The organism is Streptomyces sp. SP18BB07 (assembly GCF_036322545.1).
Classification (GTDB): Bacteria; Actinomycetota; Actinomycetes; order Streptomycetales; family Streptomycetaceae; genus Streptomyces; species Streptomyces deccanensis.
The window spans coordinates 19,982-40,319 of the sequence record NZ_JAQYWT010000256.1 but is presented as its reverse complement, the minus strand read 5'-3'; the positions used below and the strand labels follow the sequence as shown (position 1 = coordinate 40,319).

Below are 20,338 nucleotides of genomic sequence, written 5' to 3'. Positions count from 1 at the left end.
GAATCGTCTAGCAGTGCCGATCACTTTGCCAGAGCCAGCAGTCGCCGTCCCACGGTTCGGCCACTCGCCAGAGCAGAACCCAGCACCTGCGCCGCATCCACGTCCCAGCACAATCCCAGCACGGTACGGATGACCAGGGATGACGACAGGTGACGAGGGGTCAGGTATCCCAGCACCATCCCAGCACGGGAAAAACAAAGGGCCCGACCCCAAAGAGCCGGACCCTACCTGACCTGCACGTTTGCCAGATCAGCAACGTGGTGGTATGTCACCCCCTACACGTTGAAGCGGAACTCGACGACGTCCCCGTCCTGCATCACGTAGTCCTTGCCCTCCATGCGGGCCTTGCCCTTGGCGCGGGCCTCGGCCACCGAGCCGGTTTCCACCAGGTCGGCGAAGGAGATGACCTCGGCCTTGATGAAGCCCTTCTGGAAGTCGGTGTGGATCACGCCGGCCGCCTCGGGGGCCGTCGCGCCCTTCTTGATGGTCCAGGCGCGGGATTCCTTGGGGCCGGCCGTGAGGTAGGTCTGCAGGCCCAGGGTGTCGAAGCCGACCCGGGCGAGGGTGGCGAGGCCCGGCTCCTCCGCGCCGACCGACTCCAGCAGCTCCATCGCGTCCGCCTCGTCCAGCTCGGCGAGGTCCGCCTCCAGCTTGGCGTTGAGGAAGATCGCCTCGGCGGGAGCGACCAGGGCGCGCTGCTCGTTCTTGAAGTCCTCGTCGGTCAGCTCGTCCTCGTCGACGTTGAAGACGTACAGGAACGGCTTGGTGGTGAGCAGGTGCAGGTCGTGGAGGAGTTCCTCGTTGCCGGAGCCCTGCACGATGCCCTGCGAGAAGAGGGTGTCGCCCTTCTCCAGGATCTCCTTGGCGGCCTCGACGGCGGCGACCTTCGGCGCGATGTCCTTCTTGATGCGCGACTCCTTCTGGAGGCGCGGCAGGACCTTCTCGATGGTCTGCAGATCGGCGAGGATCAGCTCGGTGTTGATCGTCTCGATGTCGTCCTTGGGCGAGACCTTGCCGTCGACGTGGACGACGTTCTCGTCCTGGAAGGCACGGATGACCTGGCAGATCGCGTCCGACTCGCGGATGTTCGCGAGGAACTTGTTGCCGAGGCCCTCGCCCTCGCTGGCGCCGCGCACGATGCCCGCGATGTCCACGAAGTCGACGGTCGCCGGGAGGACGCGCTGCGAGCTGAAGATCTCGGCGAGCTTGGTCAGGCGCTCGTCCGGGACGCCCACCACACCGACGTTCGGCTCGATCGTGGCGAACGGGTAGTTGGCCGCCAGCACGTCGTTCTTGGTCAGGGCGTTGAACAGGGTCGACTTGCCGACGTTGGGCAGACCGACGATTCCGATCGTGAGCGACACGTTTGCGACTTCCCGTACGTAGGAGGGCCAGGCGGCCGGGGCTGGAGCGGCTGGGCCTGGGGCCGGCCCGGAGCCTGTCCGGCGGATCGTGCCCCAGCGGCCGGAAGGCCGGCCGATCCCCCAGTTTACGGCGTACCGGCACCCGCCCCGGCGAGGTATCGAACGCTTGGCCAAGGTCCACTCGACGGCGTGTCTGTGAACCCATTCGGCACATTAACCGACCTAAGTTGGACGAGTGGAGCAGCAGCAAAGGACGTACCCCCCGCATCCCGCTCGTACCGGGCCGCAGCGCGGCGCCTCGCCCCTTCCGCCGCAGGCGGGCAGAGGGGGGCGGGTTCCCGGCGCGGGTGTGCCGCGTCGTGCTCCGGTCGCGCGCGGGCCCGTACCGCCTCCGGTCCGAGCCGTGCGGAGCATCGCGCGAGCGGTGCGCCGGATGCCGGATCCGCGCCTCACCGGCCTTGGCTGCGGGGTCTTCTGCGGGGCGTCGATGTTCGTGCTCGCCGGCCTCGACCGGCTGCTGTTCGGCGCCTCCCCCGCCCTGTACGGGGTGCTGTTCCTGCTGGTCAGCGCGTTGAGCGCGGTGTGGGTGCGCAGCGGTGACCTGGCGAGCGCGCCCGTCGTCGTACCGATCGCCTTCGCGATCGGGCTGCCGCTGCTCGCCGCGGGCGAGGGCGGACTCGGCGGGCATCTGATGGCCCTGGTCACCGCCCTCGCCATGCAGGCCGGCTGGCTCTACGGCGGCACCCTCGTCGCCGGCGTCATCGTGACCGTGCGCAAGCTGCGGCTGATGGCCCGACGGGTCGCCGAGGGGGAGCTGGACAGGGGCAGGGAGAGGGCGAGCGAGGGGGATCCGGGTGGTCCGGGCCGGGCGGGGCGGGCTCGGGTCGGTGGGCAGGGTGGCCAGAGCCGGGACAGCGGGCAGGAGCGGGGAGCAGCGCCTGGTGCGCGGGGACCGGAATCGTACGACCGTCGGCCCGTCGGGCCCCGGGCGCCACGGCCTCCGGCCCAGCCACGCCGTACCGTGCCCCGGGGGTAGCGGGCGCTCGCGCGAAGGGTCGCGTGAGGCCGTCGTGCGGGTGCGGGTGCGGGTGCGTGGGGGCTGGTCGCGCAGTTCCCCGCGCCCCTGAAAAGCAGGGGCTACGCCCCGTGCTTTTCAGGCCCGCATGGCCGTGGTCTTTCAGGCCCGCAGGGGCCTGATGCTTTTAGGGGCGCGGGGAACCGCGCGAGAAGCCCCACCGGGGCCGCACCCGACAACGCACCCGAACCCGCCTAGCCGGCCTTCGCCGCCCTCATCGCCGCGCCCACGATGCCCGCGTTGTTCTGCAGCTGGGCCGGGACGATCTCCGCTCTGATGCCCTCGATGAGGTGGAGGAACTTCGCGGACTTGCGGCTGACGCCGCCGCCGATGATGAACAGCTCGGGCGAGAAGAGCATCTCTACGTGCGCGAGGTACTTGGTCACGCGCTTGGCCCAGTGCTCCCAGGTCAGCTCGTGGTCCTCCTTGGCCTTGGTGGAGGCGCGGGTCTCGGCGTCGTGGCCGTGCAGCTCCAGGTGGCCCAGCTCCGTGTTGGGGACGAGGACGCCGTCGGAGAAGACGGCGCTGCCGATGCCCGTGCCGAAGGTGAGCAGGATGACCGTGCCCCGACGGTCGCGCCCGGCGCCGAACTGGACCTCGGCGACACCGGCCGCGTCCGCGTCGTTCACCACGGTCACCGGCAGGCCGCCGAGCCGGTCGCCGAGCAGAGCGCGCGCGTCGGTGTCGATCCAGCTCTTGTCGACATTGGCCGCCGTACGGATCGTGGCACCGCCCGTGACCACGCCGGGGAAGGTGACGCCGACCGGGCCGGTCCAGCCGAAGTGGTCGACGACCTCCTTGACCCCGTCGGCCACCGCGTCGGGCGTCGCCGGGTGCGGGGTCAGCACCTTGTACCGCTCGTCCGCCAGGTCGCCCAGGTCCAGGTCCACGGGAGCGCCCTTGATCCCGGAACCGCCGATGTCCACGCCGAAGATGTGCATGGCCCTACGTTACGTCGTACGACTGACAGTCACGTTGGCGAGGGGGGCGACCGCCGACGGGGAGCCGGGATCCTCACGACACCGAACGGGGACGGCCCCGGAACCTTCACGTTCCGGGGCCGTACGCGCGGGTTCGGAGGGTCAGGCGCCCTGGCCCGTGCGCTCGGCGACCAGGGAGGCCGCCTCCTCGCGCAGGTCGCGGCGGAGTTCCTTGGGCAGGGAGAAGGTGATCGACTCCTCGGCGGCCTTCACCAGTTCGACGTCCTCGTAGCCGTGCTGGGACAGCCACTCCAGGACCTCCTCGACGAGGACCTCCGGCACCGAGGCGCCCGAGGTGACGCCGACGGTCTCGACCCCCTCCAGCCAGGCCTCGTCGATCTCGCTGGCGAAGTCCACGAGGTACGCCTCGCGGGAGCCGGCGAGCTTGGCGACCTCGACGAGGCGGACCGAGTTGGAGGAGTTGCGGGAGCCGACCACGATGACCAGCTCCGCCTGGGCGCCCATCTGCTTCACGGCGAGCTGACGGTTCTGTGTGGCGTAGCAGATGTCGTCGCTGGGCGGCGAGACCAGCAGCGGGAACTTCTCCTTGAGCGCGCCGACCGTCTCCATCGTCTCGTCGACGGACAGGGTGGTCTGGGAGAGCCACACGATCTTGGACGGGTCGCGGACCTCGACCTTGGCGACGTCCTCGGGGCCGTCGACCAGCTGGATGTGGTCCGGTGCCTCGCCCGAGGTGCCGATGACCTCTTCGTGACCCTCGTGCCCGATCAGGAGGATGTCGAAGTCCTCGCTGGCGTACCGGATCGCTTCCTTGTGGACCTTGGTGACCAGCGGGCAGGTCGCGTCGATGGTGGCGAGCTTGCCGCGGGCGGCCTCTTCGTGGACGGTCGGGGCGACGCCGTGCGCCGAGAACATGACGATGTTGCCCTCGGGGACCTCCTCCGTCTGCTCGACGAAGATGGCGCCCTTCTTCTCCAGGGTCTGCACGACGTACTTGTTGTGGACGATCTCGTGGCGGACGTAGATCGGGGCCCCGTACTGCTCCAGGGCCTTCTCGACGGCGATCACCGCGCGGTCGACACCCGCGCAGTAGCCGCGCGGGGCGGCGAGGAGGACACGGCGGCGGCCAGGCGAAGCGGTCATGTCTTCCATCGTAGGGGGTTCCCGGGCGGGGCCTTCGCCGATGGGGGCGCGGCCCGGGGTGGGGGTTCGGATGCGTCGGCGGGTGCGGGTGGTTCGTGGTTGCCCGCGCAGTTCCCCGCGCCCCTGAAAAGCAGGGGCTGCGCCCCGTGCTTTTCAGGCCCGCAGCCCCGTCGCCTTCAGACCCGCAGGGCCGTGGTCTTTCAGGCCCGCAGGGCCTGGCTTTCAGGGGCGCGGGGAACTGCGCGAGAAGCCCCACGCACCCGCACCCGCCGACGAAACCCGAACCCCCGAGCCATGAGGCGGCCTTGTCGGCGCCCCCCACTACGCTCGGCCGCATGGCTCTGAACACATCCGCCGAATCCCCCCTCCCCGTCGGCGAGGTCTCCCGCCTCATCGGCGGCTGGATCGACCGGCTCGGCGCGGTATGGGTCGAGGGGCAGATCACCCAGCTGTCGCGGCGCCCGGGCGCGGGCGTCGTGTTCCTGACGCTGCGGGACCCGTCGCACGACATCTCCGTGGGCGTGACCTGCTACCGCCAGGTGTTCGACTCGGTGGCCGACGTGGTGAGCGAGGGCGCCCGGGTCGTCGTCCTGGCGAAGCCCGAGTGGTACGCGCCGCGCGGGCAGCTGTCGCTGCGGGCCACCGAGATAAAGCCGGTCGGGGTCGGTGAACTGCTCGCCCGGCTGGAACAGTTGAAGAAGTCGCTGGCGAGCGAGGGGCTGTTCGCGCCCGAGCGGAAGAAGCCGCTGCCCTTCCTGCCGCAGCTGATCGGGCTCGTCTGCGGCCGGGCCTCCGCGGCCGAGCGGGACGTGCTGGAGAACGCGCGGCACCGCTGGCCGGCCGTCCGCTTCGAGGTGCGCAACGTCGCCGTGCAGGGCGTGCACGCCGTGCCGCAGGTGGTGCAGGCGGTGAAGGAGCTGGACGCACTGGCGGGCGTGGACGTCATCGTGGTGGCGCGCGGCGGCGGCAGCGTGGAGGACCTGCTGCCGTTCTCCGACGAGCAGCTCGTACGGGCGGTCGCGGCCTGTCGTACGCCGGTGGTGTCAGCGATCGGGCACGAGCCGGACACCCCGTTGCTGGACTATGTGGCCGACCTGCGCGCGTCCACGCCGACCGACGCGGCCAAGAAGGTCGTACCGGACGTGGGCGAGGAGTACGAGCGGGTGCGGTGGCTGCGGGACCGGGCGCGACGGTGTGTGCGGGCGTTCGTGGAGCGGGAGGAGCGGGGGTTGGCGCACGCGTTGGCGCGCCCCTCGATGGAGGACCCGCACCGCATGATCGACGAGCGGGCCGACCAGGTGGCCTCGCTGCTCGACCGGGGGCGCCGCTGCCTCGGGCACCATCTGGACCGCGCCTCCTCGGAGTTGACGCACACGCACGCACGCGTGGTGGCCCTCTCCCCCGCCGCGACGCTCCAGCGGGGGTACGCGGTGCTGCAGAAGACGGACGGGCATGTGGTGCGCGCCCCTGGTGAGGTCGGGCCGGAGGAGCCGTTGCGGGCGCGGGTGGCCGAGGGTGAGTTCGTCGTCCGGGTCGACGGAGCAGGGGCCGTGGACGAGACCGGGACTGTCGGAGGGGACGCATAAGGTGGGCCGCATGACCAGCAACGTGAGTGAGGCCGAGGGGACGAGCGGGGCCGCCGGGGTCTCGGAGGCCGACCGCGCCCTCGGGTACGAGCAGGCGCGGGACGAGCTGATCGAGGTCGTCCGACGTCTGGAGGCGGGCGGTACGACGCTGGAGGAGTCCCTCGCCCTCTGGGAGCGCGGCGAGGAGCTCGCCAAGGTCTGCCGGCGCTGGCTGGAGGGGGCACGGGCGCGGCTGGACGCGGCGCTGGCGGAGGACGAGGAGGGGGAGGGCGGGGCCGAGTCCTGACCCGCTCGGTCGAGGCCCTGTTCGCCCGCGCCGCCGGCCTCCACGGTCCGGCTGACACGCCCAGGACACTGTGAAGCGGATCACCGCACTCGGCCTTTTGTTGAAGGTTGAACTTCATTGGCGTACGGTCGGGGACGTACACCCCACATCGTCCTCGCACGAAGGTTGTTCCATGTCGCTCGTTCTCGACCCCGCCGCCCAGGACCTGCTGTTCCGCGAGGCCCACACCGCGAACTCGTTCACCGACGAGCCGGTGACCGAGGAGCAGGTGCAGGCGATCTACGACCTGGTCAAGTACGGCCCGACGGCCTTCAACCAGACCCCGCTGCGCATCGTCCTGGTCCGCTCCGCCGAGGCCCGTGAGCGCCTGGTGCCGCACATGGCCGAGGGCAACCAGGCCAAGACGGCCGCCGCCCCGCTGGTCGCGATCCTCGCCGCGGACAACGAGTTCCACGAGGAACTGCCGACCCTGTTCCCGGCGTTCCCGCAGGCCAAGGACGTCTTCTTCGCCGAGCGCGCGGCCCGCGAGTCCGCCGCCGGGATGAACGCCGCCCTCCAGGCCGCGTACTTCATCATCGGTGTCCGCGCCGCGGGCCTGGCCGCCGGTCCGATGACCGGCTTCGACTTCGCCGGTGTCCAGAAGGAGTTCCTGGACGACGACCACACCCCGCTGATGGTCGTCAACATCGGCCGGCCGGGCGAGGACGCGGCCCACCCGCGCTCCCCGCGCCTGGACTTCGACCACGTCGTCACCACGGTCTGAGCCCCACCGCAGCCACGACGAAGGGCCCCGGCGCACCGCCGGGGCCCTTCGCGCGTCTCGTCCCGCCGTGCGGTCACTCCGTCCGGAGCGCCTCGGCCATCTTCGTCAGCTGCGCGAAGGACGCGGAGCCGGTGACCACGGTGGTGGAGTTCTCGCCCTGGAGGACGAGGGCGTCGTAGCGGTCGCCCTCGTACCGGTCCCAGGTCTGGTCGCCGATCTCCTGCGTGGTCCCGGTCTTCTTCGCGTCCTGGGTGGCGTCCGGGATGAACCGGGACGGCTGCTCGGCGGACTGCTCGATCCCCACGTACTGCCCGTCGGGGTCGTGGAACCCGAGGTGCCAGTGATCGGACTCGTCGCCCTGGAAGCGGACGGAGGTCGCCTTCCAGGCGGCGGGCAGACCCTCGGGCGCGGCCACCGGGTAGGAAGCCGCGCGACGTGCCGTCAGCAGTTCGACGCGGTAGTCGACGCGCTTGGGCTCCCGCTCGGTCTCGTCGTGCGGGATGAAGAGATAGATGACCCACGCCGCCAGCACGATGAGCCCCAGGGAGAGGACCATGTCGCGAACGGTCTGCTTGCCTTTCGTACCTGCCACGTCCTCATCGTCGCAGGTACCCCGGTCTGCTCATCCGTGGGGTCCCCTGCTCATTCTGTCGAACTGACGATAGAGTCGAGCGGAACCCTCATCCGGCCGTCGTCGTATCAGAAAGGTGCGCTCCGATGACCGAGAACCATCATCTGCCGTCCGAGCTCGAAGTCCCCTCCGAGGCCCCCGACCGCAACCTCGCCCTGGAGCTTGTACGGGTGACCGAGGCGGCCGCGATGGCCGCGGGCCGCTGGGTCGGCCGCGGGGACAAGAACGGGGCGGACGGAGCGGCCGTGCGCGCCATGCGGACCCTCGTCTCCACCGTGTCGATGAACGGTGTCGTCGTGATCGGGGAGGGCGAGAAGGACGAGGCCCCGATGCTCTTCAACGGCGAGCGCGTCGGTGACGGCACCGGGCCGGAGTGCGACATCGCCGTGGACCCGATCGACGGTACGACGCTGACGGCCAAGGGCATGACCAACGCCATCGCCGTGCTGGCGGCGGCCGACCGGGGCACGATGTTCGACCCGTCGGCCGTCTTCTACATGGACAAGCTGGTCACCGGGCCCGAGGCGGCCGACTTCGTCGACATCGACGCGCCCATCTCCGTGAACATCCGCCGGGTCGCCAAGGCCAAGCGGTCCGCGCCGGACGATGTGACCGTGGTCATCCTCGACCGGCCGCGGCACGAGGGCATCATCCAGGAGATCCGGGAGGCCGGGGCGCGGATCAAGCTGATCTCCGACGGCGATGTCGCGGGCTCGATCCTGGCGCTGCGCGAGGGCACCGGCGTCGATCTGCTGCTCGGGGTGGGCGGTACGCCCGAGGGCATCATCTCGGCCTGCGCGGTGAAGTGTCTCGGCGGCACGATCCAGGGCAAGTTGTGGCCCAAGGACGACGCGGAGCGGCAACGGGCGATCGACGCGGGGCACGACCTCGACCGGGTGCTGATGACCGACGACCTGGTCTCCGGGGAGAACGTGTTCTTCGTGGCCACGGGCATCACCGACGGCGAGTTGCTGCGGGGGGTGCGATACCGGTCGGAGACCGCGACCACCGACTCGATCGTGATGCGGTCGAAGTCGGGGACGGTGCGGCGGATCGACTCGACGCATCGGTTGAGCAAGCTGCGGGCCTACAGCTCCATCGACTTCGAGAAGGCCAAGTAGCTCCGCCGGTCGCGCCGAAGCCGGCAGGGCGCCCTCTTGTGCGGAGAGGGCGCCCTGTTGGTGAGGGTGCGGGCTAACCCGCCGCCGCTATCGTCCCGTTGGCCCGCGCGGCCTTCTTCAGTTCGAGGTCCCGGCGGCGCCTGCGGGCCAGCACCACGCGGCGTTCGGCGGCGGTGAGGCCGCCCCAGACGCCGTAGGGCTCGGGTTGCAGGAGTGCGTGTTCCCGGCACTCGACCATGACGGGACAGCGGGCGCAGACGCGCTTGGCGGCCTCCTCGCGGGAGAGCCGGGACGCGGTGGGTTCCTTGGAGGGGGCGAAGAACAGCCCGGCCTCGTCACGCCGGCACACGGCCTCCGTGTGCCACGGGGCGTCCTGGTCCCTGTCTCGCACTGGCACCCGCTGGGGCGGAACAGCAGCGACCTGCAGGGACGAATGCGGCGGATGCAGCACGGTCTACTCCTGACGACGGCTTCGCGAGCGAGAGACGATGCAGCAAGGCCTACCCGCTGTGCGCGGGCCTATGCACTGAGTCCCGAACCGCTGGAATTCGTTGTCAACACCGTGTGGTCACAAGCGGATCAGATCCCTTCGGGAGCTGTCCGAGAGTGGTCGAATTCACAACCGTCAACGGTCCAGATGTTTGCGCAAATGATCGTCGACCTTGCGGGCGACATGGTCGGAGACCCGGCCGAGGAGATCGGCGATCACCTTGCCCCGCTTGGGTTTCGCCTCGACGCTCCCGAGGACGGCCAGGCCGTCGACATAGACCACGGGGGCGTCGGTCTCGGCCGAGTCCAGCGCGTCCACCGCGAAGTCACCGAGGACACCGCCGCCGCTGCCGCGCAGCGAGACGTTCTCCGGGACCCGGATCTCGACGCTGCCGAAGACCGCGAACACCTTGATCATCACCTGGCGGTGCTCGAAGAGCGCCTCGCTCAGGTCCAGCTCGACGCTGCCGAATATCGCGTAGGCGTGGATACGGCGGCCGGGCCGCCAACGGCCCTTGCGCGTGGAGGCGCTGAAGACGGCGACCAGCCGGTCGTCGGGGTCGATCGGGATGGCGCCGGGCGTCGGCCGGTTGGGCACGGAGGAGACGGGCGGCACATACACCGGCCCCGCCTTGCGGGCCTGGCCGGCCGGCAGGTCCCGTACGAAGACGTCCAGCTCGCCCACCGTCTTCGCGGCGAGCACGCCCTCGACGCGCTCGGCGTGCTCCTCCGCGGTGAGGCGGCCCTCGGCGAGGGCGTCGCGCAGGAGGTCGGCGATCCGGTCGCGGTCGGCGTCGGAGGCGCGCAGCTCGGCGGCGGACAACGGCGGTTCCTGGGTGGGGCGCTTCTGAAGGTCCACGGCAGCAGCGTACCCACTCGCGATAGATCGCGACCAGGGGTGTGGACAACTCGGGGCCGACGAACTGAGCCTTACCTCACAAGCCCGGCTCCCGAGGCAGGTTCTACGCTGGTGGACGCTGCCGATGGAGGCCAGCCGCGCCGTTGTGTCGAGCGCCGAGCGCCGAGTGAGGAATGGGCGACATGCCTGAGTTCGAGTACACCGATCTGCTCCCCATGGGAGAGGACACCACCCCGTACCGGCTGGTGACCTCCGAGGGTGTCTCCACCTTCGAGGCCGACGGGCGGACGTTCCTCAAGGTGGAGCCGGAGGCGCTGCGCAAGCTGGCCGCCGAGGCGATCCACGACATCCAGCACTATCTGCGTCCGGCGCACCTCGCGCAGCTCCGCCGGATCATCGACGACCCCGAGGCGTCGAGCAACGACAAGTTCGTCGCGCTCGACCTGCTGAAGAACGCGAACATCGCGGCCGCCGGTGTCCTGCCCATGTGCCAGGACACCGGTACGGCGATCGTGATGGGCAAGCGCGGGCAGAACGTGCTCACCGAGGGCGGCGACGAGAGGGCCCTGTCCCAGGGCATCTACGACGCGTACCTGAACCTGAACCTGCGCTACTCGCAGATGGCTCCGCTCACCATGTGGGAGGAGAAGAACACCGGGTCGAACCTGCCGGCGCAGATCGAGCTGTACGCCACCGACGGCGGCGCGTACAAGTTCCTGTTCATGGCCAAGGGCGGCGGCAGCGCCAACAAGAGCTTCCTGTACCAGGAGACGAAGGCCGTCCTCAACGAGGCGTCCATGATGAAGTTCCTGGAGGAGAAGATCCGTTCGCTGGGTACGGCCGCCTGTCCGCCGTACCACCTCGCGATCGTGGTGGGCGGCACGAGCGCCGAGTACGCGCTGAAGACCGCGAAGTACGCCTCCGCGCACTACCTGGACGAGATCCCGGCCGAGGGGTCGCCGCTCGGGCACGGGTTCCGGGACAAGGAGCTGGAGGAGAAGGTCTTCGAGCTGACGCAGAAGATCGGGATCGGCGCGCAGTTCGGCGGCAAGTACTTCTGCCACGACGTGCGGGTCGTCCGGCTGCCGCGGCACGGCGCCTCCTGCCCTGTCGCGATCGCCGTGTCCTGCTCGGCCGACCGCCAGGCCGTCGCGAAGATCACCGCCGAGGGCGTCTTCCTGGAGCAGCTGGAGACGGACCCGGCGCGGTTCCTGCCGGAGACCACGGACGAGCACCTTCAGGCCGACGGCGACGTGGTCGAGATCGACCTCAACCAGCCGATGGACGACATCCTCGCCGAGCTGACCAAGTACCCGGTGAAGACGCGGCTCTCGCTCTCCGGGCCGCTGGTCGTGGCGCGTGACATCGCGCACGCCAAGATCAAGGAGCGGCTCGACGCGGGCGAGGAGATGCCGCAGTACCTGAAGGACCACCCCGTGTACTACGCGGGACCGGCGAAGACCCCTGAGGGGTACGCGTCGGGCTCGTTCGGGCCGACCACGGCCGGCCGGATGGACTCCTACGTGGAGCAGTTCCAGGCGGCGGGCGGCTCCAAGGTGATGCTGGCGAAGGGCAACCGGTCGCAGCAGGTCACGGACGCGTGCGGCGCGCACGGCGGGTTCTACCTCGGCTCCATCGGCGGCCCCGCCGCCCGCCTCGCGCAGGACTGCATCAAGAAGGTCGAGGTCGTCGAGTACGAGGAGCTCGGCATGGAGGCCGTCTGGAAGATCGAGGTCGAGGACTTCCCGGCGTTCATCGTCGTCGACGACAAGGGCAACGACTTCTTCAAGGACCCGGCCCCGGCGCCCACGTTCACGTCGATCCCGGTGCGCGGGCCCGGACTGGCGTAACGCATCCGGCGCCCGAGGAGGCGTGACGGCGGCCGGGCCCGGTCTCGGGCCCGGCCGCCGTATGTCGTGCTCACCCTCACGGGGGACGGCTGGGAACATCACGGCCGGCCGGGACGCTGTACCGGACATGAGTGACTACCGCGTCGAACACGACTCCATGGGCGAGGTCCGCGTGCCGGCGGACGCCAAGTGGCGGGCCCAGACCCAGCGGGCGGTCGAGAACTTCCCGGTCTCCGGGCAGCACATCGAGCGCGCCCACATCGAGGCCCTGGCCCGGATCAAGGGCGCCGCCGCGAAGGTCAACGCCGAACTGGGCGTGCTCGACAAGGACATCGCCGAGGCGATCCGGGAGGCGGCCGAGGAGGTCGCGGAGGGCCGCTGGGACGCGCACTTCCCGGTGGACGTGTTCCAGACCGGGTCCGGGACGTCGTCGAACATGAACACCAACGAGGTCGTCGCCACCCTGGCGAGCGAGCGGCTCGGTCGGGACGTCCATCCGAACGACCACGTCAACGCCTCGCAGTCGTCCAATGACGTCTTCCCCTCCTCCATCCACATCGCCGCCACCGCCGCCGTGACCCGTGATCTGATCCCGGCCCTGGAGCACCTGGCCGAGGCGCTGGAGCGGAAGGCGGCGGAGTTCGCGGACGTCGTGAAGTCCGGTCGTACACATCTCATGGACGCCACACCGGTCACTCTCGGCCAGGAGTTCGGCGGATACGCGGCCCAGGTGCGCTACGGCGTCGAGCGGCTCACCGCCTCGCTCCCCCGCCTCGCCGAACTCCCCCTGGGCGGCACGGCGGTGGGCACGGGCATCAACACGCCGCCCGGTTTCTCCGCCGCCGTCATCGCGGAGGTCGCGCGGGCCACCGGGCTGCCGCTGACCGAGGCGCGTGACCACTTCGAGGCGCAGGGCGCGCGGGACGGGATCGTCGAGACGTCCGGCCAGCTCCGTACGATCGCCGTCTCCCTCACCAAGATCGCCAACGATCTGCGGTGGATGGCGTCGGGGCCGCGGACCGGTCTCGCGGAGATCTCCCTGCCCGACCTCCAGCCCGGCTCCTCGATCATGCCCGGCAAGGTCAATCCGGTGATCCCGGAGGCCGTGCTGATGGTCGCCGCGCAGGTCACGGGCAACGACGTGACGGTCACCACGGCGGGCGCCTCCGGCAACTTCGAGCTCAACGTCATGCTGCCGGTCATCGCCAAGAACGTCCTGGAGTCCGTCCGGCTGCTGGCGAACGTCTCGCGGCTGCTCGCCGACCGGACCGTGGACGGGATCGTCGCGAACCGGGAACGGGCCCGTGAGTACGCCGAGTCGTCCCCGTCCGTGGTCACCCCGCTCAACAAGTACATCGGATACGAGGAGGCCGCGAAGGTCGCCAAGAAGGCGCTCGCGGAACGCAGGACCATCCGCGAGGTCGTCCTGGACAGCGGTTACGTGGAGCGCGGCGATCTGACGCTGGAACAGCTCGACGAGGCGCTGGATGTCCTGCGGATGACACGGCCGTGACCGGAGGGCGAGTTCCGGCCTTCGCGGGTGTCCCCCGGGTAACCGATTCCCGCCAAGGCGTGAACCGTGACCGGTACCGCAGCGTCATATGCGCATGACACCTAATATCTGCGCATGGGAGACGACGGAGTGGTGAGACGAGTGGAAGCGGACGGGTCGACGGCGCTCTGGGAGCCGGGGAGTCAGATCCTGTGGCGTTACCGGGAGAACGGCGGCGAACGCTTCCATATCGCGCGTCCCGTCACGGTGGTGCGCGACGACGCGGAGCTGCTGGCGGTGTGGTTGGCGCCCGGCACCGAGTGCGTACGACCCGCGCTGGCGGACGGAGCCTCGCTCAACTCGGTACCGCTGGCCTCCCGCTACAAGGAGCCGCGGAGCGTGCGGCTCGGCCGCTGGTCCGGCACCGGAGTGCTGAAGCTGGCACGGCCGGGCGAACCGTGGTCGGTGTGGCTGTTCTGGGAGCAGGGTTGGCGATTCAAGAACTGGTACGTCAACCTGGAGACGCCGCTGGCTCGTTGGGACGGCGGTGTGGACTCCGAGGACCACTTCCTGGACATCTGCGTGTATCCGGACCGATCGTGGAACTGGCTCGACGAGGACGAGTTCGCGCAGGCCCAGCAGGACGGTCTGATGGACGCTTCGGCGGCCGAGCGGGTCCGGGAGGCGGGGCGGTCGGCGGTGGAGGTGATCCGCGCGTGGGGCCCGCCGTTCTCGGACGGTTGGCAGCACTGGCGCCCGAATCCGGCATGGGGAGTACCGTCTCTCCCGGACGACTGGGACCGTACGCCCGCGCACTTGTCCTCATGAGACCCTTGATGCGCCCCCGGTCCGCAACCGTAGGATCGTCCTCCGCAAGAGTTCACAGGGGCAACTCCCGCAGTTCGGGCAGGGCTTGACCGTACGTCACCGAGGGGCGGCAAGACGTGATCAAGGGGTACGAGGGTTACACCGGGACGAGCCGGAGACGGCCCGACGGACGGGCAGTACTGTCGTTCGGCGAGCCCGCCGGTACCGTGTGTGCCACAGGAACTGCCTCTGACCACGCGGGAATTCCGTTCCCAGGACACGTAATCCGGGTATCGGCCTTTCTGCGGGACGAAGTATCGGGTTTGCGGGACGCACTGCGCTCACGACGCGCAGTCCCGGACGGATGGATTCGACACGCGTGACGGAGCACCCCACCTCCCACGAGCGCCCTCAGGGTGGCGCAGGCCCCACGGACCCCCGCGGGGCGCTTCTGCGTACCCAGGAGCCGACGCGCACCGCGCCCGCCACGGCCTTACCCGCTCAGGCACGCATGGGTGACGCACCGGCCGAGCCGGGCGCCGCGGCCCCGTGCGCGAAGAGCGAGGCGCTCTCGGAGCACGCCCAGCCGGCGCTCTCCGAGCACTCTCAGCCCGCGGCCACCGAGCCCGACCCGCACCGCCCGAGGCCCGCGCCGGAGACCATCCCGGCGCAGCCCGGCGGTGAGCCGGACCGGTCGGGCGGCGGCAGCGGCGGCAACAGCGGCAGCGGCGGCCTGGAGCGTCGCGGCGGGCAGGGAGTGCCGCCCGGCGCCCCCATGCCCATGCGGCGCGACGGCGACCGGCTGCGCTTCGTGGGCGCCGCGACCCGGCGGATCGCTCGGGGCATCGACCTGGACGAGATCGTGATGGGTCTGTGCCGGGCCACCGTGCCGACGTTCTCGGACGCGATCCTCGTGTATCTGCGCGAGCCGCTGCCGGTCGGTGACGAGCGGCCCACCGGGCCCATGGTGCTGCGGCTGCGCCGCACCGACCGGATCCCCGAGGAGCGGGACACCGAGGGCGGTTTCATGCCGTCCGCGCTCCAGCAGCCGGAGCCGGTCGACCTCGCGGTCGTCACCGCCGAGCAGTGCGAGGTACGGCCCGGCGGGGCGCTCGCCGAGGTGCTGCGGGGGGTGCGCCCGGTCTTCGCGGACGCGCCCGCCGCGCACGACGCGCTGCCCGAACTGCTGGGCCCGGACGCCGAACTGACCGTGCCGACCGGCCAGCGGGCGATCCTCGCGCCGCTGCGCGGGCGGCGCCGCGTGATCGGCGCGGCCGTCTTCCTGCGCCGCCCGGAGCGGATGGCGTTCGAGCAGGACGACCTGCTGGTCGCCGCCCAGCTCGCCACGCACAGCGCGCTCGGCATCGACAAGGCGGTGCTCTACGGCCGCGAGGCGTACATCGCCGACGAGTTGCAGCGCACGATGCTGCCGGAGGCGCTGCCGAAGTGCACCGGCGTGCGGCTCGCGCACCGGTATCTGCCGGCCGCCGAGACCGCGCGGGTCGGCGGTGACTGGTACGACGCGATCCCCCTGCCGGGGAGCCGGGTCGCGCTGGTCGTGGGCGATGTGATGGGTCATTCGATGACCTCGGCCGCGATCATGGGGCAGCTGCGGACCACCGCGCAGACCCTGGCGGGGCTGGACCTGCCGCCGCAGGAAGTGCTGCACCACCTCGACGAGCAGGCCCAGCGGCTCGGTACGGATCGCATGGCGACCTGTCTGTACGCCGTGTACGACCCGGTCTCGCACCGGATCACCATCGCCAACGCCGGGCATCCGCCGCCGGTGCTGCTGCATCTCGGCGGGCGCGCCGAGGTGCTGCGGGTGCCGCCGGGCGCGCCGATCGGTGTGGGCGGGGTGGACTTCGAGGCGGTAGAGCTGGACGCGCCGGCCGGTGGCACGCTGCTGCTGTACACCGACGGGCTCGTGGAGTCCCGGCTGCGGGACGTGTGGACCGGGATAGAGCAGTTGCGGGAGAAGCTGGCCGCGACCGCGCAGTTGACCGGGCCGGACCATCCGCCGCCGCTGGAAGCGCTGTGCGACGAGGTGCTGGACATGCTTGGCCCGGGTGACCGGGACGACGACATCGCGCTGCTCGCCGCGCGGTTCGATGGGATCGCTCCCAGCGACGTCGCGTACTGGTTCCTGGAGCCGGAGGAGATGGCTCCGGGGCGGGCGCGTCGGCTGGCCCGGCATGCGCTGTCCCGCTGGGGTCTGGAGGAACTGACCGACTCGGTCGAGCTGTTGATCAGCGAGGTGGTCACCAACGCGGTGCGGTATGCGACGCGGCCGGTCACCCTGCGGTTGCTGCGGACCGATGTGCTGCGGTGCGAGGTGACCGACGACGTGCCGCAGCTGCCGCGGCTTCGGCAGGCCCGGGCGACGGACGAGGGGGGCCGTGGGCTCTACCTGGTCAATCGGCTGGCGAAGCGGTGGGGGGCGACGCGGTTGAGCGCGGGGAAGGTCGTCTGGTTCGAGCTCAACCAGGCGTGAGGGATTTCGCGGGAGCGCCGTAGGGCTTCCGTGAGTTCGGGGGGTGCGGGTCCGGTGGGGCTTCTCGCGCCCACGCGGCGGAGCCGCAAATCGGCACAGCCCCGCGCCCCTGGAGGGCCTGCGGCCCTCAGACGCGCAAAGGGCGCCCGGTGATTCACCGGGCGCCCTACGCTTTTCTCGATCGCTAGTCGTCCGCTAGTCGTCCACCTGGGGATCGTTGGGGTTCGTCGGGAACTCGATGCCGCCGGCGTCGCCCGACGGGGTCTCCTCCGGGGTGGTCGAGGGGGTTTCCTCGGGGGTCGTCTCCGGGGTGGTCTCCGGGGTCGTCTCCGGGGTCGTCGCGGGCTCGCTGCTCGGCTCGTCCGTGGTGGGCGTCTCCGAGGGGGTCTCGGACGGCTTCACGGACGGGGTCGGGGACAGCGTGGGCGCGACCGCGGCACCCTGCTTGGTCTCCAGCTCGAACTTGGCGGTCTTGCCCATCACGCCGAAGGTGTACGTGGCCCAGATCTGGGCGGGGAAGCCACCGCCGTTGACCCGGGGGACGCCGAGGGCGTTGTACATCGAGACGTGCTTGCCGTTCTTGCTCATGTCCTCGCCGAAGAGGCCGACGGAGGTCACGAGGTTCGGCGTGTAGCCGGTGAACCAGGCGGAGCGGTTCTCGTCGGACGTACCCGTCTTGCCGGCGACCTGCTGGCCGTCGCGGGCCGGGTTGTCGCGGACGGACACCTTGGCCGTACCGTCGTCGACCACGCCGGTGAGGACCGAGGTGACCGTGTCGGCCGCCTCGCGGGTGATGACCTGCTCGCCGATCGGGTCGTCGAACTCGACCTTGTCGTCCCGGCGTTTGGCCTCGGCGATGATGGTCGGGGTGACCTTCTTGCCGTGGTTGTCGAGGGTGGCGTAGATGCCGGCCATCTCCAGCGGACTGGCACCCATGGAGCCCAGGGTCTGGGCGGGCACGGCCTCCATGCCCTCGGTGTCCATGCCGAGCTTCCCGGCGACCTCCATGACCTTCTCCATGCCCACGTCGACGCCCATCTGGGCGAAGACGGAGTTGATGGACTTGTTCATGGCGGTCTGTACGGTGACGTCGTCGTAGTCGACGTTGTCCTCGTTGGGCGGGGCGAAGCCGACCGCGGTGCCGTCGTCCGTGACCTTGTGCCGGCTGTCACCGTCGTAGATCGTGTTGGCGGTGATCGGGTCGCCGTCCTGCGTCTCGGCGTCCTCGTCGACGGCCGCGGCGAGGATCACGGGCTTGAAGGTGGAGGCGGGCTGGTAGTCCCGGCGGGTGGCGTTGTTGGTGAAGTGCTCCACGTAGTCGACGCCGCCGTACATCGCGACGACCTTGCCCGTCTTCGGGTCGACGGAGACGGCGCCGGCCTGGATGTGTTTGTCGACCTTGCGCTTCTTCGGGTCGAGCTTGCTGGTGAGGCGTTCCTTGACGGCCTTCTCCAGCGCGGCCTGCTTCTTCGGGTCGATGTTCAGCGTGATCGTCCAGCCGCGCAGGTCGATGAGCGCCTTGGCGTCCTCGGTGTCGTCCGCCTTGCCCGAGGCCACGAGCTGCTTGGCCAGCTGGTTGTTGGCGGCCTCGACCAGATAGCCGTTCTGGCCGGCCATGCCGGCGGCGGCCTGGGGGGCCTTCGGCTTGGGAAGTGTCATGTCCGCCCGCTTCGAGGCGGTCAGCTGCTTCATCTCGACCATGTTGTCCAGCACGTAGTTCCAGCGCGCCGTGACCAGCTTCTTGCCGGTCGGGGTCGCCGTGGCCAGGTCGTACTGGCTGGGGGCCTGGAGCAGCGCGGCGAGGTAGGCGCCCTCCGGGACGGTGAGCTTGTTGGCGTCCTTGCGGTAGTACGCCTGGGCGGCGGCCTGGATGCCCCAGGCGCTGCGGCCGTAGAAGCTGGTGTTGATGTAGCCCGCGAGGATGTAGTCCTTGGACTCCTCGCGTTCCAGCTTCAGGGAGATGACCAGTTCGTTGAGCTTGCGGGTCACCGTCTGGTCGGACGTCAGGTAGTAGTTCTTGACGTACTGCTGGGTGATGGTCGAGCCACCCTGCTTGCCCTTGCCGGAGAGGGTGTTGATGACACCGCGCGCCATGCCCTTGAAGTCGACGCCGGGGTCGTTGAAGAAGGTCTTGTTCTCAGCGGCGACGAACGCCATCTGGACCGGCTTGGGGACCTTGTCGAGTTCGACGATCTCGCGGTTGGTGTCGCCGGTGCGGGCGAAGATCTTGCCGTTGGAGAACTTGTAGACGTTGCTCTCCTGGGTCGCCTCGGGGTTCCCCTTGGGGATGTCGATCATCAGGTAGAGGACGATGAAGGCGCCCATGCCGAGCAGACAGACACCGAAGAAGGTGCCGAGGATCTTCTTCCAGGTGAAGAGGCGGCGCAGGAAGCTCTTCTGGCTCTTCTGCTGCTTCTTGCCGCCGGCCTTGGCCGCGGCCCTGGCAGCCGCCCGGCCGCCGCCCTCGGGCGGGGTTATGACGGCCGTCGCCCCCGCATCGCCTCCGGAGGAGCGCTGGGGCGCCGCGCGGCGACCGCCGCGCTGCCGCGCTCGTCTTTCTTCCGCTCGTCCCATGGCTCCGGTCCGCTCCGACTTCTGCTCGGTCTCATACGTCACTCGGGTCTTGTCAGCTCAGCAAGCTAACACCGAGGACTATGACAAGAGGGAGTCGGTCCGCTCTGTGACGACGTGACAAAGCGCACGCGCGAGGCGCGGTCACAGACCTCATCCCACCGGAACGGACGTTCCAACAGGGGCGATGGTTGCCCCACCCGACCCATGAGTTCCTGACGGTCTCGGTGACAGAACCGTGACAATCGGCCCTGACCTGCGCCCCCTTCGTATCCGCCGGAGGTCTATACACGGTAGGTATACGTGCGGTGTATACCTCGTGTGTACAGTCGTGCTCATGTCCATCGGTCACACCCTCCTGGGACTCCTGGAGTCCGGGCCCCGACACGGTTACGACCTGAAGCGGGCCTTCGACGAGAAGTTCGGTCACGACCGGCCCCTGCACTACGGCCAGGTCTACTCGACGATGTCGCGGCTGCTGAAGAACGGCCTCGTCGAGGTCGACGGCATCGAGCCCGGCGACGGACCCGAGCGCAAGCGGTACGCGATCACCGAGGCCGGCATCACGGATGTCCAGCGGTGGCTCGCGACACCCGAGAAGCCCGAGCCGTATCTGCAGTCGACCCTCTACACGAAGGTCGTCCTCGCCCTGCTCACCGACCGGAACGCGGCCGACATCCTCGACACCCAGCGTTCCGAACACCTGCGCATGATGCGCATCCTCACCGACCGCAAGCGCAAGGGCGACCTGGCCGACCAGTTGATCTGCGACCACGCCCTGTTCCATCTGGAGGCCGATCTGCGATGGCTGGAGCTGACCGCCGCCCGACTGGGCAAGCTGGCCGAGGCGGTGACCCGGTGAGCCC

Annotated in this window: 17 protein-coding genes; 10 read left to right on the top strand and 7 right to left on the bottom strand. The window is 70.0% G+C overall.

Annotated features, from left to right (window positions below; genetic code table 11):
• Window positions 1-275 precede the first annotated feature (275 nt).
• Window positions 276-1,364 carry a redox-regulated ATPase YchF gene (ychF, locus tag PUR53_RS10300; protein WP_329898204.1) on the bottom strand — a complete coding sequence of 363 codons (1,089 nt, stop codon included), beginning with the start codon at window positions 1,362-1,364 and terminating at the stop codon, window positions 276-278.
• 403 nt (window positions 1,365-1,767) lie between these two features.
• Between ychF and PUR53_RS10295 the strand changes: the two genes are divergently transcribed.
• Window positions 1,768-2,400 (top strand): DUF6542 domain-containing protein, encoded by a 633-nt coding sequence (locus PUR53_RS10295; protein WP_329898203.1) that lies wholly within the window; start codon window positions 1,768-1,770, stop codon window positions 2,398-2,400.
• A gap of 233 nt (window positions 2,401-2,633) precedes the next feature.
• Here the strand turns inward: PUR53_RS10295 and ppgK are convergent, their stop codons facing one another.
• Both ppgK and PUR53_RS10285 read right to left on the bottom strand, forming a co-directional pair.
• Window positions 2,634-3,380 carry a polyphosphate--glucose phosphotransferase gene (gene ppgK, locus PUR53_RS10290; protein WP_329898202.1) on the bottom strand — a complete coding sequence of 249 codons (747 nt, stop codon included), beginning with the start codon at window positions 3,378-3,380 and terminating at the stop codon, window positions 2,634-2,636.
• 141 nt (window positions 3,381-3,521) lie between these two features.
• Entirely contained in the window at window positions 3,522-4,532 is a 1,011-nt protein-coding gene (locus PUR53_RS10285) for a 4-hydroxy-3-methylbut-2-enyl diphosphate reductase (protein ID WP_329898201.1), read from the bottom strand.
• Between the two features lie 326 nt (window positions 4,533-4,858).
• Here PUR53_RS10285 and xseA point away from each other — a divergent pair, with 326 nt between their 5' ends.
• The 3 genes from xseA (at window position 4,859) to PUR53_RS10270 (ending at window position 7,158) form a co-directional block, all read left to right on the top strand.
• The gene (xseA, locus tag PUR53_RS10280; protein ID WP_329898200.1) at window positions 4,859-6,109 is read left to right on the top strand and encodes an exodeoxyribonuclease VII large subunit; all 1,251 of its coding nucleotides are present in this window, start codon (window positions 4,859-4,861) and stop codon (window positions 6,107-6,109) included.
• A gap of 10 nt (window positions 6,110-6,119) precedes the next feature.
• A complete protein-coding gene (locus PUR53_RS10275; RefSeq protein WP_329898199.1) occupies window positions 6,120-6,395 on the top strand; it encodes an exodeoxyribonuclease VII small subunit in 276 nt (91 codons plus the stop codon).
• A 172-nt stretch (window positions 6,396-6,567) separates the two neighbouring features.
• Window positions 6,568-7,158, top strand: coding sequence for a malonic semialdehyde reductase (locus tag PUR53_RS10270; protein WP_329898198.1), 591 nt, complete (start codon window positions 6,568-6,570; stop codon window positions 7,156-7,158).
• 73 nt (window positions 7,159-7,231) lie between these two features.
• On the opposite strand, the gene PUR53_RS10265 is transcribed toward PUR53_RS10270, so the two are convergent.
• Entirely contained in the window at window positions 7,232-7,750 is a 519-nt protein-coding gene (locus PUR53_RS10265; RefSeq protein ID WP_329898197.1) for a DUF4245 domain-containing protein, read from the bottom strand.
• 125 nt (window positions 7,751-7,875) lie between these two features.
• On the opposite strand from PUR53_RS10265, the gene glpX reads away from it, so the two are divergent.
• Entirely contained in the window at window positions 7,876-8,910 is a 1,035-nt protein-coding gene (glpX, locus tag PUR53_RS10260) for a class II fructose-bisphosphatase (protein ID WP_329898196.1), read from the top strand.
• Between the two features lie 73 nt (window positions 8,911-8,983).
• On the opposite strand, the gene PUR53_RS10255 is transcribed toward glpX, so the two are convergent.
• Together PUR53_RS10255 and PUR53_RS10250 are read right to left on the bottom strand one after the other, a co-directional pair.
• A complete protein-coding gene (locus tag PUR53_RS10255; protein ID WP_086758788.1) occupies window positions 8,984-9,361 on the bottom strand; it encodes a WhiB family transcriptional regulator in 378 nt (125 codons plus the stop codon).
• A 174-nt stretch (window positions 9,362-9,535) separates the two neighbouring features.
• The gene (locus PUR53_RS10250; RefSeq protein WP_239757000.1) at window positions 9,536-10,258 is read right to left on the bottom strand and encodes a DUF1707 SHOCT-like domain-containing protein; all 723 of its coding nucleotides are present in this window, start codon (window positions 10,256-10,258) and stop codon (window positions 9,536-9,538) included.
• Between the two features lie 182 nt (window positions 10,259-10,440).
• Between PUR53_RS10250 and PUR53_RS10245 the strand changes: the two genes are divergently transcribed.
• From PUR53_RS10245 to PUR53_RS10230, 4 genes are all read left to right on the top strand, one after another.
• Window positions 10,441-12,108, top strand: coding sequence for a fumarate hydratase (locus PUR53_RS10245; protein WP_329898195.1), 1,668 nt, complete (start codon window positions 10,441-10,443; stop codon window positions 12,106-12,108).
• Between the two features lie 127 nt (window positions 12,109-12,235).
• Complete coding sequence (locus PUR53_RS10240; protein WP_329908068.1) at window positions 12,236-13,621, top strand: class II fumarate hydratase; 1,386 nt, start codon at window positions 12,236-12,238, stop codon at window positions 13,619-13,621.
• A gap of 114 nt (window positions 13,622-13,735) precedes the next feature.
• The gene (gene fomD / locus PUR53_RS10235) at window positions 13,736-14,428 is read left to right on the top strand and encodes a cytidylyl-2-hydroxypropylphosphonate hydrolase (RefSeq protein ID WP_329898193.1); all 693 of its coding nucleotides are present in this window, start codon (window positions 13,736-13,738) and stop codon (window positions 14,426-14,428) included.
• 343 nt (window positions 14,429-14,771) lie between these two features.
• A complete protein-coding gene (locus PUR53_RS10230; protein WP_329908066.1) occupies window positions 14,772-16,901 on the top strand; it encodes an ATP-binding SpoIIE family protein phosphatase in 2,130 nt (709 codons plus the stop codon).
• 195 nt (window positions 16,902-17,096) lie between these two features.
• Here the strand turns inward: PUR53_RS10230 and PUR53_RS10225 are convergent, their stop codons facing one another.
• Window positions 17,097-19,475, bottom strand: coding sequence for a transglycosylase domain-containing protein (locus PUR53_RS10225; RefSeq protein ID WP_329898467.1), 2,379 nt, complete (start codon window positions 19,473-19,475; stop codon window positions 17,097-17,099).
• 334 nt (window positions 19,476-19,809) lie between these two features.
• Here PUR53_RS10225 and PUR53_RS10220 point away from each other — a divergent pair, with 334 nt between their 5' ends.
• Window positions 19,810-20,334 carry a PadR family transcriptional regulator gene (locus PUR53_RS10220; protein WP_329898191.1) on the top strand — a complete coding sequence of 175 codons (525 nt, stop codon included), beginning with the start codon at window positions 19,810-19,812 and terminating at the stop codon, window positions 20,332-20,334.
• Window positions 20,335-20,338: the final 4 nt, after the last annotated feature.

What these genes read in the sequence shown, in the direction of transcription:
- ppgK (WP_329898202.1), bottom strand. Translation starts at nt 3,380, where the DNA reads ATGCACATCTTCGGCGTGGACATCGGCGGTTCCGGGATCAAGGGCGCT.
- PUR53_RS10285 (WP_329898201.1), bottom strand. Translation starts at nt 4,532, where the DNA reads ATGGAAGACATGACCGCTTCGCCTGGCCGCCGCCGTGTCCTCCTCGCC.
- xseA (WP_329898200.1), top strand. Translation starts at nt 4,859, where the DNA reads ATGGCTCTGAACACATCCGCCGAATCCCCCCTCCCCGTCGGCGAGGTC.
- PUR53_RS10275 (WP_329898199.1), top strand. Translation starts at nt 6,120, where the DNA reads ATGACCAGCAACGTGAGTGAGGCCGAGGGGACGAGCGGGGCCGCCGGG.
- PUR53_RS10270 (WP_329898198.1), top strand. Translation starts at nt 6,568, where the DNA reads ATGTCGCTCGTTCTCGACCCCGCCGCCCAGGACCTGCTGTTCCGCGAG.
- glpX (WP_329898196.1), top strand. Translation starts at nt 7,876, where the DNA reads ATGACCGAGAACCATCATCTGCCGTCCGAGCTCGAAGTCCCCTCCGAG.
- PUR53_RS10245 (WP_329898195.1), top strand. Translation starts at nt 10,441, where the DNA reads ATGCCTGAGTTCGAGTACACCGATCTGCTCCCCATGGGAGAGGACACC.
- PUR53_RS10240 (WP_329908068.1), top strand. Translation starts at nt 12,236, where the DNA reads ATGAGTGACTACCGCGTCGAACACGACTCCATGGGCGAGGTCCGCGTG.
- fomD (WP_329898193.1), top strand. Translation starts at nt 13,736, where the DNA reads ATGGGAGACGACGGAGTGGTGAGACGAGTGGAAGCGGACGGGTCGACG.
- PUR53_RS10230 (WP_329908066.1), top strand. Translation starts at nt 14,772, where the DNA reads ATGGATTCGACACGCGTGACGGAGCACCCCACCTCCCACGAGCGCCCT.
- PUR53_RS10225 (WP_329898467.1), bottom strand. Translation starts at nt 19,475, where the DNA reads ATGGGACGAGCGGAAGAAAGACGAGCGCGGCAGCGCGGCGGTCGCCGC.
- PUR53_RS10220 (WP_329898191.1), top strand. Translation starts at nt 19,810, where the DNA reads ATGTCCATCGGTCACACCCTCCTGGGACTCCTGGAGTCCGGGCCCCGA.